Origin of the sequence: Actinomadura vinacea, assembly GCF_039532545.1 — a bacterium.
In the GTDB taxonomy this organism is placed as follows: Bacteria; Actinomycetota; Actinomycetes; order Streptosporangiales; family Streptosporangiaceae; genus Spirillospora; species Spirillospora vinacea.
Genome location: NZ_BAAARW010000038.1, coordinates 257,706 through 274,595, shown reverse-complemented (window position 1 = coordinate 274,595; position 16,890 = coordinate 257,706). Strand labels below are relative to the sequence as shown.

The following is a 16,890-nucleotide window of genomic DNA, read 5'->3' as shown; positions in this document are numbered from 1 at the left end:
GGATGTTCTAAAGAGGTGTGTCGCGCCATGTGCGGCGAGACGGGCGGGTGAAAACCGGCCGCGGGACCTCCTCGCGGCGCGGGTCCGCCAGGAAGGCCACACACAAAAGAACCGGTCGCCACTGGCCAGAACGGACATCGTGGGCTACCTTAGGGGAGCCTTACCTTAATGAGGGTGTCCTTACTGCCGGATGAAGGGTCCGTCGCCGCATGTACGTCTGCATCTGCAACGCCGTCACGGAGGACGACGTCCGCGGCTGCCTCGACGGCGGCGCCAGCTCCCCCAAGGACGTCAAGGACGCCTGCGGCATGAGGCCGGGCTGCGGCTCCTGCACCAAGCGGCTGTACGCCCTCATCAGCGAGTACCGCACCGCCAGCGATCTGGTCGACGCCATCACCGGCGGCCCCGCGTCCCCGGTGATGCCGGTCGAATGCACCGAAACGGTGTCCCGGCCCGTCCAGGTCGCCGGCCCCACGCTTCCCGTGCGCCCGTCCGAAAGGGGGTCCGAACCCACCGCCGCTTAAGACGACAGCCAACGGGCACCCCGTCTCAGCAGCCATTTCGCAAGGAAAATGCGCTGAACGGGGGGTTAGTGCTGTCCACATCCGGGCGGCCATGGAAGCATGGGGCTTCATGGAAGGCGACAAGGACATCATCGGACTGCTCAACGAGCAGTTGACCGCCGAGCTCACCGCGATCAACCAGTACTTCCTGCACGCCAAGATGCAGGAGAACTGGGGATTCACCCGCTTGGCCAGGCACACCCGCGAAGAGTCCATCGACGAGATGCGGCACGCGGAGCGGCTCACCGACCGCATCCTCTTCCTGGAGGGGCTGCCCAACTACCAGAAGATCGGCACGCTGCGGATCGGCCAGACCGTGGTCGAGCAGCTCAAGGCCGACCTCCAGGTCGAGCTGGAGGCCGTGGCGCGGCTCCGTCCCGGCATCGAGCTGATGCGCTCCCGCGGCGACGTCACCTCAGCCCGGATCTTCGAGGACATCCTCGCCGACGAGGAGGAGCACATCGACTACCTGGAGACCGAACTGGGCCTGGTCGAGTCCCTGGGCGAGCAGAACTACCTCCAGCGCCTGACCGACGCCCCCGGCGAAGGCATGAGCTCACCCAACTGATTTGCAACCCCGGCCCAGGGCGCTCGCCTGGCGGCTCGCACCCTGACCGGGCTTGGGGCGAGCGCGGCATCGCTTCGCGATCTGCCCGGTGAGACTCGCCTCCGGCGTCGCCCCACCGGCCAGGTAGCGCGCTCGCGCGGTACCTGAAGCCACGTCGAGACAGGCCCTAGCGATCCTTCGCTCGGGTTCTGCGGAGAACGTACGGCTGGATGATGCCCAGGCCGCGGACGGGCCGGCGGACGATGGGGGTCGCGGTGAAGTCCGGCCGGGCCTCCAGCCGGCCGGCGAGCTCCTCGTCGATCACGACGGAGCCCGGCCGGGCCAGGGACGTCAGGCGGGCGGCGAGGTTCACGGTGGTGCCGAACACGTCGCCCATGAGCGGCAGGACGGGCCCGTAGGCGGCCCCGACCCGGACGTCGGGGACCTCCGTCTCGTCCTTGACGGCCGCCGCGATGGTCAGCGCGATCTCACCGCCGACGACCGGGTCGTCGGCGCAGAACAGCACCTCGTCGCCCAGCGTCTTGACCAGCCGTCCCCCGCAGGAGGCGACGATGTCGGAGGCGGTCTCCTCGAACCGCTCCACGACCCGGGCCAGCTCCAGCTCCTCCAGCTCCCGGCTCATCTGGGTGAAGGAGACCATGTCGGCGAACCCGACCGTGATGTGCGGCCGCGTCGCGGACGAGCCCGGCGCGCGGGTGGCGGAGGCGGCGATGGCCCGGGTACCGGCGGCGGCGAGCTGGCGCCGCCAGGCGTGCACGACCAGGGGCTCGAACTCCTCCATGTGCTTTTCGGCAATCTCGACGATGGTGCGGACCGCCCCCGGGTCGGGCGCCTCGCCGGGGCTCTCGCTCAGCGTGCTGCTCAGCAGGTTGACCTGCCATTCGGCGAGCCGGGTCATGGTCTGGCCGAAGGCGCGGACCAGGCGGATCACCCCGTCCTCGTCGAGCACGCCGTCGTCCATCAGCCGGCGGATCCGGTAGAGCGCGGCGACGTCGCCCTCGGTGTAGGCGACCTCGCCGTCGGGCATCGAGGGGTAGCCGAAGGCGCGCCACACCCGGCCCGAGAACGCCCTGCTGACCCCGGCCAGCCGGACGGCGTCGACACGGTTGTAACGCAGCTCGCCGCCGAGCAGGAGCTCTTCGATCTCCTTCGGATCGGGCAAAGACCCCGCCCCGCCCTCTGCTGGCATCTCCCCTGCCCCTCAGCGCGCCGGCGGCGCCGAAGACGCCGGCGGCGACGTGGTCGAGTTCCGCGACATATCGTGGCAGACGCGACGGTCCCTGGACCGACAGGTCCGTGTATCCACCCGCCGGCTTCACCGTACGTGCACCACGTCCCCCGCGCCCACCGCGCGTTCCGCCTGGTCGGGCCCGGTGACGACCAGACGGCCGGAGGCGTCGACGTCACTGGCCGTGCCGCGCAGGACGTCCCCGCCGGGCAACTCGATCCGCACCTCGCGGCCGAGCGTGGCGCACAGGCCCTTGTACGCCGTACGCAGGCCGCTGGTCTCCGGATCACCGCCGAGCGACGTCCATTCCCGGTACCAGGTCTCGAACTCGCGGAGGATCGCGCGCAGCAGCGGCGCCCGGTCGCTCAGCGGGGCGCCCTCGATGGCCAGCGACGTCGCGGTCGGGACGGGCAGTTCACTCTCGCGCAGGCCGACGTTGAGGCCGATGCCGACCACCAGCGCGTCCTCGACCTTCTCGACCAGGATCCCGGCCAGTTTCCGCTCGCCGACCAGCAGGTCGTTGGGCCATTTGAGACGGACGTCCACGGCGGCGTCGGTACGGTCGCCCTCCTCCGCGAAGAACCCCGCGCCCTCCTGGGACCACGCCGTCATCCGCCGGACCGCCATCGCCACCGCCACGCCGGTCAGCAGCGGCGACCAGCCCAGCCGCGCGGCGGGCACGCCGGGCCGCAGCAGCATCGAGAACATCAGCCCCGAGCGGGCGGGCGCGGCCCACGGCCGGCCCAGCCTGCCGCGTCCCGCGATCTGCAGCTCGGTGACCAGCACCGTGCCCTCCGGGGCGCCCTCACCGGCCGCGGCGGCCAGGTCGGCGTTGGTGGACCCCGTCTCCGGCACCACGCGCACGTCCTGCCACAGCGTGTCGGGGCGCACGAGCGCGCGCCGGAGGGCCCCTTCGTGGAGCGGGGGCCGGTCCAGGTCGGCGTAGGGAGACTCACTCACCCCATCATCCAACCCCACGCGGCCAAACAGGGCTCATCAGCCGTCCTCTAAAGTGCTCGGCGTGAACGGAGTGACGCTACGGCGCGATGAGACGAGCCCGCATGTCGCCGAGATCGTGCTGGACCGGCCAGAGGCCCTGAACGCCCTGTCGACGGCGATGGCACAGCACCTGACCGAGATCTGCGCGGAGACGGCCGCCGACCCGGCGGTCCGCGCGGTGGTCCTGTCCGCCTCGGGCGAGAAGGCCTTCTGCGTCGGGGCCGACCTCAAGGAACGCAACACCATGACCGACGCCGAGCTCATGGCCCAGCGGCCCGTGTTCCGCGCCGCGTTCGGCGGCGTCCTGGACCTGCCCCAACCGGTGATCGCCGCGGTCCACGGCTACGCGCTGGGCGGCGGCTGCGAGTTCGCGCTGTCCTGCGACCTCATCGTGGCGGACAAGACCGCGGTCTTCGGCCTGCCCGAGGTGAGCGTGGGACTCGTCCCCGGCGGCGGCGGCACCCAGCTCGCCCTCCGCAGGCTCGGCCCCGGCCGCGCCGCCGACCTGGTACTGACCGGCCGCCGCCTGGACGTCGACGAGGCGCGGGAATTCGGCCTGGTGGACCGCAAGGTCCCCGCGGGCACCGCCCGCGAGGAGGCCCTCTCGATCGCCGCGACGATCGCCGCGAACTCCCCCGTGGCGGTCCGCGCCGCCAAACGCGCGATGCGCCTGGGCGCCGGAACCGGAAGCCTCGACGCGGCCCTGGACATCGAAGAGAACGCCTGGCGCACCGCCGCGTTCTCCCCCGACCGCCAGGAAGGCATCGCCGCCTTCAACGAAAAACGCAAACCCAACTGGCCGTCCTAAGGCGTGTCAGCGACCAAGCCCGAGCACGGTCACCAGTGCCGCGTCCACCGCCTGAAGTTCACTCAAGGTCAGGGCGCCGACGCGATCACCGAGTCGCTCCGGCGCAACGGCCGTTGTCTGCTCGGCCAGCACCCGGGTGGTCTTACCCGCCACTTCCACTTCGGGACGGAAGGATGCCGGGCGCGCGCTGGTGGAGGTGGGGGCGACCAGCCATGTGGACAAGGGCAAGAGGTCCGACTGCACGACCACGGCGAACCGACCTCCTCGCTGTTCGTGCCCCTTGGCACCGCGCGGGGCACGGAGCGCGTAGACATCACCACGCACGCAGGTCCTCCATGTCCTTGAGGACGGCGGCGATCTCGGCGCGGTCATCCGGGTCGGCCGCCAGCGCCTCCGCTTCGGCCCGGACCTTGCGGGCACGGTGGAGCCGGGCGGCCTCCTGAATGGCCTCGCGGATGGCGGCGGACCGTTCGGCACCGTCTTCGGTGAGCTCGGCCAGGGCCTGCTCGGTCGCCTCATCAGCTCTGATCGTTATGGTTGACATACTCCGAACTGTAGCACGTCACGCAATACGAATTGTCTTACGGAGACGTCGTCAGCCTGTGTTCTGGAGGCCGGCTGCAACGCCGTTGACGGAGAGCAGGAGGAGTTCTTCCAGGTGCTCTCGTTCTGTCTCGTCCGACACGCCTGCGCGTAGGGCTGCCAGGGCGCGTAGTTGGAGGTGGGAGAGGGCGTCCACGTACGGGTTGCGGAGTTCGACGGCGCGGGAGAGGACCTTGCGGTTCTCCAGGAGCCGGTCGTGGCCGGTGACGGCGAGGACTAGGGACCGGGTCCGGTCGTACTCGGCCAGGACGGTCTCGGTCAGCTCGGGCCGTCCGCCCAGGGTCAGGTAGCGTTCGGCGATCGCGCGGTCGGACTTGGCCAGGCTCATCTCGGCGTTGTCGAGGAGCGTGTTGAACAGGGGCCAGGCCTCGTACGCCTCCCGTAGCTCGTCCAGGTCCTGGCCTTCGCCGGAGACGGCGGCGAGGCCGCTGCCCAGGCCGTACCAGCCGGGGAGGTTGACGCGGGTCTGCGTCCAGGCGAAGACCCAGGGGATGGCGCGGAGGTCTTCCAGGCCGCGGGCGGCCTTGCGGCGGGCGGGACGGGAGCCGATGCGCAGTTCGGCGATCTCTTCGAGCGGGCTGACGCGGGCGAACCACGCGGCGAAGCCGTCGGTCTCGATCAGGGACCGGAACGCGGCGCGGGCAGCGTCGCTGATCTTGTCGGCCAGCGGGCGGTAGCGGGCGGCGGCCTTCCTGGCCCGGTCCTGGACGGCGTCGGTCGAGGCCAGCAGCACCGCGTTGGTGACCTGTTCGACATGGCGGCGGGCGATCTGCGGGTGCCCGTACCGGGCGAAGATCACCTCACCCTGTTCGGTGACCTTGAACCGGCCGGCCACCGAGCCGGGGGCCTGGGCGAGGATGGCGCGGTTGGCGGGGCCGCCGCCGCGGCCGAGGGAGCCGCCGCGGCCGTGGAAGAGCGTCAGCGTGATGTCGTTGGCGGCGGCCCAGGAGGTCAGGGCCTCCTGGGTGTCGTACAGGCGCAGCGTGGCGCTGGTGGGGCCGAGCTGCTTGGCCGAGTCGGAGTAGCCGAGCATGACCTCCAGGCGGCGGCCGGTGTCGGCGAGGCGGCGCTGGACGGCCGGGATCTCCAGCATGCCGTCCAGGACGGCGGGGGCGCGTTCGAGGTCCTCGCCGGTCTCGAACAGCGGGATGACGTCCAGGACGGGCGCGTGCTCGCCGAGGGAGGCGGCCAGTTCGTGGACGGCGGCGATGTCGCCGGCGGACCGGGTGAACGACACGATGTAGCGGCTGCACGCCCGCACGCCGAACCGCCCCTGGATCCACGCGACGACGCGGAGGGTCTCCAGGACCTCCTCCGACGCCTCGGAGAGAGATTCGCCGGCTCTGACCTCGGCGAGGGCCTTCTCGTGGACCTCCGAGTGCTGGCGGATCTCCAGTTCGGCCAGGTGGAAGCCGAACGTCTCGACCTGCCAAACCAGGTTCTGGACGCGGCCGTAGGCGAGCCGGGACGCGCCGGCCTCGGCCAGCGACGCGCGCACGATCAGCAGGTCGTCCAGGAGTTCGTCGGGCGAGCCGTAAGAAAGGTCGGCGTCGCGGCGGCGGGTGGCGGCGATCCGGGCGGCGGCGTACAGCAGGAACTGGCGGTGCGGCTCGTCCGGGGACCGCTTGGCGATCTCGCCGATCACGCCGGGCTGGGCGGTGCGGGCGGCGGCCAGCGCCTCGCGCAGCGCGGGCGAGGGCGGCGTGGTGGAGGCGTGCGCGGTCAGCTCGCGGCCGATCCGGTCGCAGGCCGCCTCCAGGGCGCGCAGCACGTGCTCGGCCTGGATCATCACCGCGTCCCGGGTGACCTGCGCGGTCACGTACGGGTTGCCGTCCCGGTCGCCGCCGATCCAGCTGCCCAGCCGCAGGTACGCGCGGGCCTTCGGGGGACGGGTGCCGGCGCCCTCCGGGTCGAGCGCGGCGTCCAGCGCGCGGTAGATCTCCGGGACGGTCCGGAAGATCGTCTCGTTGAAGGCGGCCATCGCGGTGCGGACCTCGTCCAGCGGGTCCATCTGGGCGTGCCGGCGCAGCGCGGTCCGCCACAGCAGGTCGATCTCCTCCCGCAGCCGCCGCTCCAGTTCGCGGGCCTCGCTCGCGCCCGGCGCCGCGTTCAGCCTCGCCAGCAGGTCGCTGACCCGCTGGATCGAGGTGACCACGGCGCGGCGGCGCGCCTCGGTCGGGTGCGCGGTGAAGACCGGGCGGAACTCCAGGCCCTCGACCACCTCCGCCGGCCGGCCGGCGGACGCCCGGATCCCCTCGACCGCCGCGGCCGCCGAGCCGGACACCGTCTCGTCCCGGTTGTCACGTTCCCGCAGCGTCCGGATCCGGTGGTGCTCCTCGGCCAGGTTGGTCAGGTGGAAGTAGACGGTGAACGCGCGGGCGACCAGTTCGGCGCGTTCCAGCGACCAGCCGTCGACCATGGCCGCCACCTCCGCGCCGTCGATCTCGCCGCGGCGGGCGGCGATCACGGCGTGCCGGAGCCGCTCGACGTCGTCCAGCAGCCCCTGGCCGCCGTACTCGACCAGCCCGTCGCCGAGCATGGCGCCGAGCAGCCGCACATCGCGGCGCAGCGGTTCGGGCATGTCCTGCCGGAGGGTGTCGCGCGTGTTCGTAGCCACGCGACCAGGGTATGGGCCGCCCCGGCGCCGATCGCGCGGCGGCCCACCGGTTACTCTGACCGGCATGGCGATGGAAGCTCCTGAACCCGCGGCGGAGACCGACGTCCACACCACCGCGGGAAAGATCGCGGACCTGGAACGGCGCCGGTACGAGGCCGTGCACGCGGGCTCGGCGCGCGCGGTCGAGAAGCAGCACGCCAAGGGCAAGATGACCGCCCGGGAGCGGATCGGCGCGCTGCTGGACCCCGGCTCGTTCGTGGAGTTCGACGAGATGGCGCGGCACCGCTCCACCAACTTCGGGATGGAGAAGAGCCGGCCGTACGGGGACGGCGTCGTCACCGGGTACGGCACGGTCGACGGCCGGCACGTCGCGGTCTTCAGCCAGGACTTCACCGTCTCCGGCGGCTCCCTCGGCGAGGTGTTCGGGGAGAAGATCTGCAAGGTCATGGATCACGCGATCAAGACCGGCTGCCCGGTGATCGGGATCAACGACTCCGGTGGCGCGCGGATCCAGGAGGGCGTGGTCGCGCTCGGCCTGTACGCCGAGATCTTCAAGCGGAACGTGCACGCCTCCGGGGTCATCCCGCAGATCTCGCTGGTCATGGGCCCGTGCGCGGGCGGCGCGGTGTACTCCCCCGCGATCACCGACTTCATCGTCATGGTCGACCAGACCTCGCACATGTTCATCACCGGCCCGGACGTGATCAAGACGGTCACCGGCGAGACGGTGACCATGGAGGAGCTGGGCGGCGCGCATTCGCACAACACCCGGTCGGGCGTGGCGCACTACCAGGGCTCCGACGAGGACGACGCGATCGAGTACGTCAAGGCGCTGCTGTCCTACCTGCCGTCCAACAACCTCGCCGACCCGCCCGCGTTCGACCTCGCCGTCGACCTGGACGAGGCGGAGGCCGACGGGGAGCTGGACGCGCTCATCCCGGACTCGCCGAACCAGCCGTACGACATGCACACCGTGCTCGAGCACGTGCTGGACGACGGGGAGTTCCTGGAGGTCCAGGAGCTGTACGCGCCCAACATCGTGGTCGGGTTCGGCCGGGTCGAGGGGCATTCGGTCGGCGTGGTCGCCAACCAGCCGATGCAGTTCGCCGGGACGCTGGACATCCACGCCTCGGAGAAGGCCGCCCGGTTCGTCCGGACCTGCGATGCCTTCAACATCCCGGTGCTCACCTTCGTCGACGTGCCCGGCTTCCTGCCCGGCACCGACCAGGAGTGGAACGGGATCATCCGGCGCGGCGCCAAGCTGCTGTACGCCTACGCCGAGGCGACCGTCCCGCTGGTCACCGTGATCACCCGGAAGGCGTACGGCGGCGCGTACGACGTCATGGGCTCCAAGCACCTCGGCGCGGACATCAACCTGGCCTGGCCGACCGCGCAGATCGCGGTGATGGGCGCGCAGGGCGCGGTCAACATCCTGTACCGGCGCGAGCTGGCCGCCGCGCACGATCCGGACTCCCGCCGCGCCGAGCTGATCACCGAGTACGAGGACACGCTGGCCAACCCGTACATCGCGGCCGAGCGCGGCTACATCGACAACGTGATCAAGCCGTCGGAGACCCGGGGGCAGATCATCCGGGCGCTGCGGTCGCTGCGCGAGAAGCGCAAGACGCTGCCGCCGAAGAAGCACGGCAACATCCCGCTCTGAGCAGAATGACGCGACACGCCGTTAAGGAGGCGATGTGAGCAGCACCGCCGATCGGCCGTTCCTGCAGATCGTCCGGGGCGACGCCACCCCGGAGGAGGTCGCGGCCCTGGTGGCGGTGCTGACGGCACGCGCCCGCGCGCACGCCGCGGCGGCGGAGCCGTCCAAGGCCGGGGCCGGGCGGGTCTCCGGCTGGGCCGACCGTTCCCGGATGCTGCGCGGGCCCGTCGCGGAAGGGCGGCGGCCCCGCGGTCCGGGCGCCTGGCGGGCCAGCGCGTTCCCGCGCTGATCCGGCGCCATTCCGGGCGGCCGACATTCCACATTTCCCCGGGGCATAAGGGTGCCGCTCGTTCATCGGCCGCACACCCGGCGTAACGTGGAGTAACGCAGGCAGAACCCTTGTGGACGGCGCGCCTTGGAGCAGGCTCGAAGGACATCTAACCGTGGTTCGCGCCCAGGACAGGCCCGTGCACGAATAAGGTGAAAGGCCATGGCCACCTCGGAGTTCGTTCCACAGCCCGCTCGCTACGCCGTATTCGTCGACGCGGGATACCTCTACGCGGCCTCCGGTGCGCTGCTATTGGGCTGTAGCTCGCGGCGCGAGTACCGGGTCGCGGCGGAGAAGCTCATCAAGGCATTGACCAGCCATGCCGACAGCCAGCTGTTGGGCGAGTTGCTGCGCGTCTACTGGTTCGACGCGGCGCCCAAAAGGCAGCCGACCGTCGACCAGCGGGTGATCGCCAATCTGCCGCTGGTGAAGCTGCGGCTGGGCAACCTGAACGCGCAGGGCCAGCAGAAGGGCGTGGACGCCCAGTTGCGCGCCGACCTGGAGGCGCTGGCCCGGCACCGGGCGATCACCGACGCGGTGCTGCTGGCGGGCGACGAGGACATGCTGCCCGCGGTGGAGGCGGCCCAGCGTTACGGCGTGCGCGTCCACCTGTGGGGGGTGGAGCCCACGCACGGCTCCAACCAGGCCGAGTGGCTGGTGTGGGAGTCCGACACTGTCGAGGTGCTACCGGCCGATTTCCTCCGCCCCTACTTCACCAAGGCCAAGGTCCTGCCCGTGCCCGCAGGCGCCGCCGCGCCCGCCGTCCGCGACGCGGCCGCCGCGGGGCGCACCCCCGCCGTCCCGTCGCCGTCGCAGGTGTTCGCGGGCCGCACCCCGGCGGTCAAGCCGTCGCACGTGGCGGCGGGCGTCCGCGCGGGCGGCGTCCCGGCCACGGCCGGCGCGCCCGCGTCCCCGGCCACGGTCGCCGCGTCGATGAACTCCACCGCCGCGCCGGCCCCCACCGACGGCAAGCTCGGCCCCGACCGCGACTCCATGCTGGAGATCGGCGAGCATGTCGCGCAGAAGTGGCTGTTCGAGCGCGGCCGCGACAACATCCGCGACCTGCTGCCCGGCCCGATCCTGCCGCCGGTGATCGACAAGGAACTGCTGATCGAGGCGGAGAAGGAGCTCGGCGGCTCGCTCCGCCCCTACCAGGAGGCGCGCACCTGGCTGCGGGACGGCTTCTGGGAGCGGGTCTACCGCGAGTTCGGGATCGGCATCGGCAAGTCCGGTTGAGGCCCGCCCGCCTACGCGTTTGGTGATGAGCCGTACACGGGGAGTGCCGGAAGCGGTACAGTCCCGCCCGTGATGGGGGCATGTCGCACACAGCAGCGCACGGCACACCGCACGGCGCCGCGCGGCCCGCGGCCGCGTCCCGGCCGGGCGGCCGCCGCCGTCGCCCTCCTGGTCGCGGCGGCGCTGCCGACGGCCGGATGCGAGTCGCCGGTGCCGTTCCACCCGCCGGGACACGGCGCCCCGGACGCCCCGACGATCGCGCTGGGCGGCCCCGCGCCGTACCCGGCCGACACGCACGCCTCACACCCCGACGCGGCCCGCCGGGGAGGCCGCGACGCCGGCACCGCCGCCGCCCCCGGCCTCGACGTGTACGCCGCGACCGGCCCCGGCATGCTCGGCCCCGCCGCCCGGAACCTGCCGCCCCGGGTGTTCGTCCCCAACGCCGCCACCGGCACCGCCGACGTCATCGACCAGCGCACCGGACGGCTGCTCGGCCGCGTCCGCACCGGCGGCACGCCGTCCCTGATCGTCCCCGGCTGGGACCTGCGCCGGCTCTGGATCTCCGATCTGGACCACGGCCTGCTCCAGCCCATCGGCCCCCGCTACGCGCACCGCGGCAGGGCGCTGCGGATCGCCCGTCCCGGGCCGCTCTACTTCACCCCGGACGGCCGCGCCGCGCTCCTCATGGTGGGCCGGCTGGCCCGCATCGACTTCCGCGACCCGCACACGATGCGGCCGCTGGGCGCACTGCGGCTGCCATGCGCGGGCGCGCTCCGCGCCGACTTCGCCGCCGACGCGTCGTTCCTGGTCACCCCGTGCCCCGCCACCGGCGGCGTGGTCCGCGTGGACCCGTCCCGGCGGACCGTCACCGGGACGCTGCGGCTGCCCGCCGGGGCCCGCCCGGTCGATCTGCGGCTGTCCCCGGACGGCACCACCTTCTACGTCGCCGACGCCGCCAAGGGCGGCCTGTGGCTGGTCGACGCCGCGCGCTTCCGGACGACCGGCTTCGTCCCCACCGGGCCCGGCGCGCACGCCCTGGTCCTCGGCCGCGGCTCGCGCCTGCTGTACGTGCTGGGCGGCGACGGGACGGTCTCCTCGCTCGACCTGGCCACCCGGCGCGTCTCCCACCTGTGGCGGCTGCCCAGCGGGCAGGCGGCGGTGCCGGGCGGGGTGTCCGCCGACGGCACGGCGCTCTGGCTGTCCGACCCGGCGGCGGGCACGGTGTACGCGCTGTCGACCGGCACGGGCCGTCCCCTGTACGCGGTCCGGGTCGGGGGGCGCCCCGGAAACCCGTGCGTCTACCCGCAGCCGGCCCGCTACTCGCTGGGCGGGCCCGGCCTCTACCGCTGATGCCGTCTCGACGTGGCCTCAGGTCCCGCGCGAGCGCGCTACCTGGCCGGCGACGCGACGCCGGAGGCGAGCGTCACCGGCCAGATCGCGAAGCGATGTCGCGCTCGCACCAAGCACGGTCAGGGTGCGAGCCGCCAGGCGAGCACCCTGGGCCGGGATTGAAATAAACACAGCGTCAGCTGGCGGCTACCTGGCGCCACTGCGGGAGGAGCTCCTCGACCAGGGCCTCGGTCTCCGGCTGGAGCTGGTCGAGAAGCGGGTCGCGGCCCACGCGGTTGCGCAGCTCGTCGACGGCGATCTGCACCTGGGTCTGGTCTCCGGTGGCGTGCGTGGCGCGCAGCAGGTCGCGCCACAGGCCCTCGTCGTCGGGGGCGAGCCGCAGCCCGGCGCGGGCCGCGCCGACCGCGCCCCGCACGTCGCCCTCGTCCAGCCGCAGCACCACCAGCCGGTGCGCGACGTCGATGACCCGGGCGGTCGCCTCGTACTCCAGGTCGTCGGCGGCCAGCCAGCCGTACCGGCCGCGCGGCCGGTCGGCCAGCACCGGGCCGCGCACCAGGTCCAGCGCGTACGACATGTAGGCGGTCTCGGACGCGGGCTCGGCCGCCGACCGCCACACCAGCCAGCGGAACACCGCCCAGTCGACCCGCACCTCCGAGCCCAGCCGGATCCGGCCGCGGTCGTCGTAGTACAGGTTGGGCCGGCCGCGGGCGTCGCGGCCGAGCCAGTCCGACACCCGCGCCACGCAGGCGTCGCGCACCCCGGCGCTGACGCCGCGCGGCCAGATCGCCCCGCCCAGCACGGTCGGGTGGACGCCGCCCGGGTGCGCCGCCAGGTACACCAGGACCTCGGTGCACAGCGCCCGCCTGCTCTCGTCCATCGGCCCGGGTGCGTCGACCTCGATCGGCCCGAGGACCTTGATGTCGGCCGACGCCTGCTGCTGCCCGCCCGGCGCGCCGGGCACCCCGGCCACCGTCGGCTCGCCGGGGCCGCCCAGGTCGTCGTCCGCCACGGGGGCCAGGTCGGGCAGCGGCACCGACTCCAGCCGCGACGCGCCGCGGAACAGCTCGCCCAGGCCGCGGTAGTGCTCCTCGGGGACCAGCTGCGCGTCCACCTCGAAGCCGAGCACGCCCGCCTGGAGCCGCCCCTCGGCGTCCACGTCCCACGTCCAGGTCGCGCCCTGGACGTCGCCGGGCACCAGGTACCCCGCCGCCATCCGGGTGCCGGTGCGGGCCAGCGCGACCAGCCGGTCGGCGTCCCGCTCGGACGGCTCGTCCGCCATGATCAGGTAGTGCGGCATCCAGGCCTCGCCGAACACGCCGCGGCTGCGCCCGGTGAGCACCGAGTCCATCCCGGACGCCGCCAGCGCCTGCCGCACCTCCTCGCCGCGCCCCTCCAGCTCGGGCAGCGCCTCCTCCAGCGTGGCCACGGTGCGGACCCGGTCCGGCGCGATCTCCGCCAGCGTCTCGCCCAGCTCGCCGCCGAAGCCCACCAGCGTGATCCGCATGTGGTCGGACCAGCGGTTGGTGGCCAGCTCCAGCGCCAGCGCGGCCAGCACCGCGCGCCGGGACTCCACCGGGCCGCGCAGCGCGATCAGGCCGTGCGCGGCCTCCAGGTCGACCAGGATCCGGCCGCCCGCGTTGGTGCCGATGGAGACCAGCCCTGGGTAGGGGGCGAGCACGTCGGCGAGGTCGGCCTCGTCCAGCGCGGCGAGCGCACCGGCGTGCAGCCGCCACACCTGGCCGTCGTCGAAGGCCTGCCAGGGGGCGGGCGGGTTGCGGTCGGCGGGCGCGATCCACAGGTCCAGGCTGCCGGAGCCCAGGTGCACCCCGTACACCGTGGGCAGCGCCCGGCCGCCCGCCGCCATCGACTTCGACAGGTGCCGCAGCCCCAGGTCGAGCAGGCGGGTGGCGTCCTCGTCGGCGCCGACGCGCAGCGCCTGCTCGGTCAGCGCGGCCGCGCCCTTGGGCCGCGCGATCATGTGCCCGAACGCGCGGTGCCACATCTGCGTGCGGCGGCGCCGGCCGAGCGCGCTGAGCACCCCGGCGGCCAGCAGCGACGCGGCCGCCAGGCCCTGCGGCCAGCCGAGGTCGAACGGCAGCGCGGTGTCGTGGGCGCGAGCGGTGTCGCGGCCCGGGACGGTGGCGCCGCCGGTGCCCGCACCGCCGCCGAGCTCGCCGTCCGGGCGGGGCGCCGGCTGGGACGGCTGCTGCGCCGGTTGCTCGGGCGGCGGCGCCTGCGTGGACGGCAGTTCGGGGCCGGTCTGCTCCGGCGGGGGAGGCGGGTCCTCGGGCACGCCCCCGTCGGGGACCTCCGATCCGGGCACTTCCACACCCGGAATCTGCGCGCCCGGCTTCTCCGCGCCCGGCTTCTCCGCACCCGGCTTCTGCTCCGGGTCGGGCTCGGGCTTGCGGTCGTCGGGCTTCGGCGCGGGCGCGGGCTGACGGTCCGGCTGCGGCTCGGCGGCCGGGGCCTTGTCCGGGACGGCGTGACCGTGGCGGAAGTAGTCGTCCAGATCCTTCGCCGGGATGACCTCGGCGTGCTTGGCGTCCGCCGGCATCTCCAGGATCCAGCCGGGCCGGATCAGGCTGGCGATGTTCAGCCTGCTGCCGTCCGGCTGCACATGGCCCTTGTTGAGCTCGAAGATCTCCTTGTAGCGGCGGCCCTCGCCCAGGCACTTGTCGGCGATCTCCCAGAGGCTCTCGTGGTGCCGTCCCTCCGGCGGCTGCACCCGGTAGATCTTCGTCGTGGCGGCCTTCTCCATCGGCTGGACGGCCGGGGCGGCGGCCTGCGCGGCGCCGGGCGCCCGCTCCATCGGAAGCTCCGGCGCCACCGCGATCGGCTGAAACTCCTGCGACTGGGTCTGCGGCGGCCGCTGGTGCAGGTCCCGGCCGCTGAACGCGGGCACGATCGCGGTGGTCGCGGTGAACAGCAGCAGCGCCGCGACCACCAGCCGGTGCACCAGCGACTGCGTACCGCCCGCCAGCGGCACCCGGGCCGGGACGCCCACCCCGCGGATCCCGGCGTACACCTCCACGATCACGCACAGCGCCAGCTGCAGCCACGCCAGCCAGACCAGCACGACCAGGATCGGGATCAGCGTGCTGTCCCCGATCGGCTGGGACAGGTCCGACAGCGTCGGCACGCTGTCGGGGATCGGCGAGTCGAAGAACGTCAGCAGCGCGAACGGCACCCCGGCCAGCAGCGCCACCAGCGCGGCCAGCGCCCCCAGGCCGGCGAGCACGTCGCCCGCGCCGCGCCGCCCGCGCACCCGCACGGGCTCGGGGGCGCCCTGCCCCAGCCGCCTTCCCGAGGCGTCCCGGACGCCCTCGGACCGCCTGCCGCCTGCGTGCCGTGCCGTCATCGGGGTCCCCTACTGATCCTCGTCGGTGACTGGATGGGCGGACGCCGTCGAGGTCATCGTAAACTCCCCCATCCCCGGCACAATGCCGAGCAGCTGGAGCCGCACCGTCAGCTGCACGGTCACGTCCACCTGCTCCTCGTCGGCGTCGCAGCGCGAGCCGGTCACCTCGTCGTCGTGGCTCGCCACCAGATCGCACGCCGCGGCCCGGGCCCGGCCCGGGTCGATCACCGGCTCCCCGGTGCGCCGCAGCGCGTCGGTGTCGATCTCGTTCGCGCCCGCCCGCGCGGCCTGCTCGGCCATGTCCGCCGCGCGCTGCCGGGCGTGGATCGCCAGGCCGCCGTCCACCAGCAGCCCGGCCAGCAGGAACACCGCCGGGGTGAACAGCACGACGTACATGCCGATCGTCCCGCGGTCGCGCGGCGTCCCCGGCGTGCGGCGGATCATCCGGCGTCCCCGGGGTTGCCGCCGCCGCGGTAGGTGAAGGTGTCGATCGGCGCGAGCGCCTTGCCGCGCAGCGTCTTGCTGCCGGGCAGCCCGATGAACGACAGGTCGGCCAGATCCACGTCGCAGGTGATGGTCACGGCGACGCGTCCGCCCGGCCCCCAGTCGGTGGTGTCGGTGACCACGACCGGGCCGCCCGCGCACCAGTCGCGCCCGTTGAGGTTGGCGGACGCGGCCTCCTGCGCGAGCCGCTCCGCGCCGCCGGCGCTGCGGGCGATGGACGCGGACCGCACCGCGTCGCGGGCGGCGCCGTCGACCTGGCTCTGCGCGTCCACCATCCGGCCCGCCCCGGCCAGCAGCATGAGGAACACCACGAACAGGGGCGTGACCAGCACCATCTCCATCGACATCGAGCCCCGGTCGGGCCTCGCACGAAGGCGGTGGAACGGTCTCATTGAGCGCCTCCCCCGCACGCCACGCCCTCGCCCACGTCCGGGCGGAAGCATTCGATGGGGCCCTGCGACCGCTGCGACACGCGGAAGGTCATGAACGGCACGACGCGCACCGCCTCGCCGCTCACCTCCACCCAGCGCTGGTCGCCGGTCTCGCCGCTGCTCACCCGCAACCCGCTGATGAGGTTGCGGCCGATCTTCTGCACGTCGCCGGCGGCCTTCTCCTCGGCCGCGCCCTCCCAGCCGCCTCCGACCGGCTGGGTACGGGCCACCCGCGCGCCCGCCTGCGCGGACGCCAGCGCGACATGGCGCGCGTGGTACACCATCGCGAACTGCACCACGGCCAGCATCACCAGGATCAGGATCGGCGTCAGCAACGCCCATTCGATCGACGAAGCCCCGCGGTCGCCCGGTTCGCGGCGCCGCGCCGCCACTACTCGGTCCGGATGCTGTTGGCCTTGTTGACGATCAGGTTCCGGATCGTCGCGCCGATGGTGATCGCGATGACGGCGAGGATCGCGGTGATGATCGCCCATTCGATCGCCGAGGCCCCCTTGCTCCGGTCCGGCTCGTTGCGGAGCCGGTCGACGCGGCTGCCGACCATGGCCCGCAGGTAGACGACGACCGGGTCGTTCCAGGGATTCAAAGGACCCACACATCCTCCTTCAGGGGTACG

Annotated in this window: 17 protein-coding genes; 7 read left to right on the top strand and 10 right to left on the bottom strand. The window is 73.2% G+C overall.

All coding sequences use genetic code 11. From position 1 onward, the window contains the following. The first annotated feature begins 209 nt into the window (after positions 1–209). Positions 210–524, top strand: coding sequence for a (2Fe-2S)-binding protein (locus tag ABD340_RS41105; protein ID WP_344596737.1), 315 nt, complete (start codon positions 210–212; stop codon positions 522–524). Between the two features lie 109 nt (positions 525–633). After that, positions 634–1,131 (top strand): bacterioferritin, encoded by a 498-nt coding sequence (gene bfr, locus ABD340_RS41100; RefSeq protein WP_344596736.1) that lies wholly within the window; start codon positions 634–636, stop codon positions 1,129–1,131. Positions 1,132–1,297: 166 nt separating this feature from the next. Here the strand turns inward: bfr and ABD340_RS41095 are convergent, their stop codons facing one another. Further along, positions 1,298–2,293, bottom strand: coding sequence for an adenylate/guanylate cyclase domain-containing protein (locus tag ABD340_RS41095; protein ID WP_344596734.1), 996 nt, complete (start codon positions 2,291–2,293; stop codon positions 1,298–1,300). A gap of 153 nt (positions 2,294–2,446) precedes the next feature. Beyond that, entirely contained in the window at positions 2,447–3,319 is an 873-nt protein-coding gene (locus ABD340_RS41090; RefSeq protein ID WP_344596732.1) for a biotin--[acetyl-CoA-carboxylase] ligase, read from the bottom strand. Between the two features lie 61 nt (positions 3,320–3,380). Here ABD340_RS41090 and ABD340_RS41085 point away from each other — a divergent pair, with 61 nt between their 5' ends. Further along, the gene (locus tag ABD340_RS41085) at positions 3,381–4,166 is read left to right on the top strand and encodes an enoyl-CoA hydratase/isomerase family protein (RefSeq protein ID WP_344596730.1); all 786 of its coding nucleotides are present in this window, start codon (positions 3,381–3,383) and stop codon (positions 4,164–4,166) included. Positions 4,167–4,172: 6 nt separating this feature from the next. Here ABD340_RS41085 and ABD340_RS41080 read toward each other — a convergent pair whose 3' ends face one another. The 3 genes from ABD340_RS41080 to ABD340_RS41070 are packed head-to-tail and all read right to left on the bottom strand — an operon-like array spanning position 4,173 to position 7,350. After that, on the bottom strand, positions 4,173–4,538 hold the full coding sequence (locus ABD340_RS41080; protein WP_344596728.1) for a type II toxin-antitoxin system PemK/MazF family toxin: 366 nt from the start codon (positions 4,536–4,538) through the stop codon (positions 4,173–4,175). Beyond that, positions 4,480–4,710 (bottom strand): hypothetical protein, encoded by a 231-nt coding sequence (locus ABD340_RS41075; protein ID WP_344596726.1) that lies wholly within the window; start codon positions 4,708–4,710, stop codon positions 4,480–4,482. Before ABD340_RS41075 ends, ABD340_RS41080 begins: the two co-directional genes overlap by 59 nt. A 51-nt stretch (positions 4,711–4,761) precedes the next feature. Continuing rightward, complete coding sequence (locus ABD340_RS41070; protein WP_344596804.1) at positions 4,762–7,350, bottom strand: phosphoenolpyruvate carboxylase; 2,589 nt, start codon at positions 7,348–7,350, stop codon at positions 4,762–4,764. Positions 7,351–7,450: 100 nt separating this feature from the next. On the opposite strand from ABD340_RS41070, the gene ABD340_RS41065 reads away from it, so the two are divergent. From ABD340_RS41065 to ABD340_RS41050, 4 genes are all read left to right on the top strand, one after another. Continuing rightward, positions 7,451–9,049 (top strand): acyl-CoA carboxylase subunit beta, encoded by a 1,599-nt coding sequence (locus tag ABD340_RS41065; protein ID WP_344596725.1) that lies wholly within the window; start codon positions 7,451–7,453, stop codon positions 9,047–9,049. 34 nt (positions 9,050–9,083) lie between these two features. Then, complete coding sequence (locus ABD340_RS41060) at positions 9,084–9,335, top strand: acyl-CoA carboxylase subunit epsilon (RefSeq protein WP_344596723.1); 252 nt, start codon at positions 9,084–9,086, stop codon at positions 9,333–9,335. A gap of 201 nt (positions 9,336–9,536) precedes the next feature. Continuing rightward, positions 9,537–10,610 (top strand): NYN domain-containing protein, encoded by a 1,074-nt coding sequence (locus tag ABD340_RS41055; protein ID WP_344596722.1) that lies wholly within the window; start codon positions 9,537–9,539, stop codon positions 10,608–10,610. A 69-nt stretch (positions 10,611–10,679) separates the two neighbouring features. Then, positions 10,680–11,960, top strand: coding sequence for a YncE family protein (locus ABD340_RS41050; protein WP_344596720.1), 1,281 nt, complete (start codon positions 10,680–10,682; stop codon positions 11,958–11,960). 175 nt (positions 11,961–12,135) lie between these two features. Here the strand turns inward: ABD340_RS41050 and ABD340_RS41045 are convergent, their stop codons facing one another. Genes ABD340_RS41045 through ABD340_RS41025 form a run of 5 tightly spaced genes read right to left on the bottom strand, consistent with a single transcriptional unit; the run spans position 12,136 to position 16,869 of the window. Continuing rightward, a complete protein-coding gene (locus tag ABD340_RS41045; RefSeq protein ID WP_344596718.1) occupies positions 12,136–15,321 on the bottom strand; it encodes a BTAD domain-containing putative transcriptional regulator in 3,186 nt (1,061 codons plus the stop codon). 9 nt (positions 15,322–15,330) lie between these two features. Further along, positions 15,331–15,765, bottom strand: a complete 435-nt coding sequence (locus ABD340_RS41040) for a TadE/TadG family type IV pilus assembly protein (protein ID WP_344596716.1) — start codon at positions 15,763–15,765, stop codon at positions 15,331–15,333. Then, a complete protein-coding gene (locus ABD340_RS41035; RefSeq protein WP_344596715.1) occupies positions 15,762–16,217 on the bottom strand; it encodes a TadE/TadG family type IV pilus assembly protein in 456 nt (151 codons plus the stop codon). Before ABD340_RS41035 ends, ABD340_RS41040 begins: the two co-directional genes overlap by 4 nt. Further along, positions 16,214–16,648, bottom strand: a complete 435-nt coding sequence (locus tag ABD340_RS41030; protein WP_344596714.1) for a TadE/TadG family type IV pilus assembly protein — start codon at positions 16,646–16,648, stop codon at positions 16,214–16,216. Before ABD340_RS41030 ends, ABD340_RS41035 begins: the two co-directional genes overlap by 4 nt. Further along, positions 16,648–16,869 (bottom strand): Flp family type IVb pilin, encoded by a 222-nt coding sequence (locus tag ABD340_RS41025; protein WP_344596712.1) that lies wholly within the window; start codon positions 16,867–16,869, stop codon positions 16,648–16,650. Before ABD340_RS41025 ends, ABD340_RS41030 begins: the two co-directional genes overlap by 1 nt. Positions 16,870–16,890 lie beyond the last annotated feature (21 nt).

Excerpts from the sequence above, each read along its gene's own strand:
- ABD340_RS41080 (WP_344596728.1), bottom strand. The coding sequence starts at position 4,538 with ATGACCGCGCCGAGATCGCCGCCGTCCTCAAGGACATGGAGGACCTGC.
- ABD340_RS41055 (WP_344596722.1), top strand. The coding sequence starts at position 9,537 with ATGGCCACCTCGGAGTTCGTTCCACAGCCCGCTCGCTACGCCGTATTC.
- ABD340_RS41035 (WP_344596715.1), bottom strand. The coding sequence starts at position 16,217 with ATGAGACCGTTCCACCGCCTTCGTGCGAGGCCCGACCGGGGCTCGATG.
- ABD340_RS41105 (WP_344596737.1), top strand. The coding sequence starts at position 210 with ATGTACGTCTGCATCTGCAACGCCGTCACGGAGGACGACGTCCGCGGC.
- ABD340_RS41075 (WP_344596726.1), bottom strand. The coding sequence starts at position 4,710 with ATGTCAACCATAACGATCAGAGCTGATGAGGCGACCGAGCAGGCCCTG.
- ABD340_RS41040 (WP_344596716.1), bottom strand. The coding sequence starts at position 15,765 with ATGATCCGCCGCACGCCGGGGACGCCGCGCGACCGCGGGACGATCGGC.
- ABD340_RS41070 (WP_344596804.1), bottom strand. The coding sequence starts at position 7,350 with ATGCCCGAACCGCTGCGCCGCGATGTGCGGCTGCTCGGCGCCATGCTC.
- ABD340_RS41065 (WP_344596725.1), top strand. The coding sequence starts at position 7,451 with ATGGCGATGGAAGCTCCTGAACCCGCGGCGGAGACCGACGTCCACACC.
- bfr (WP_344596736.1), top strand. The coding sequence starts at position 634 with ATGGAAGGCGACAAGGACATCATCGGACTGCTCAACGAGCAGTTGACC.
- ABD340_RS41045 (WP_344596718.1), bottom strand. The coding sequence starts at position 15,321 with ATGACGGCACGGCACGCAGGCGGCAGGCGGTCCGAGGGCGTCCGGGAC.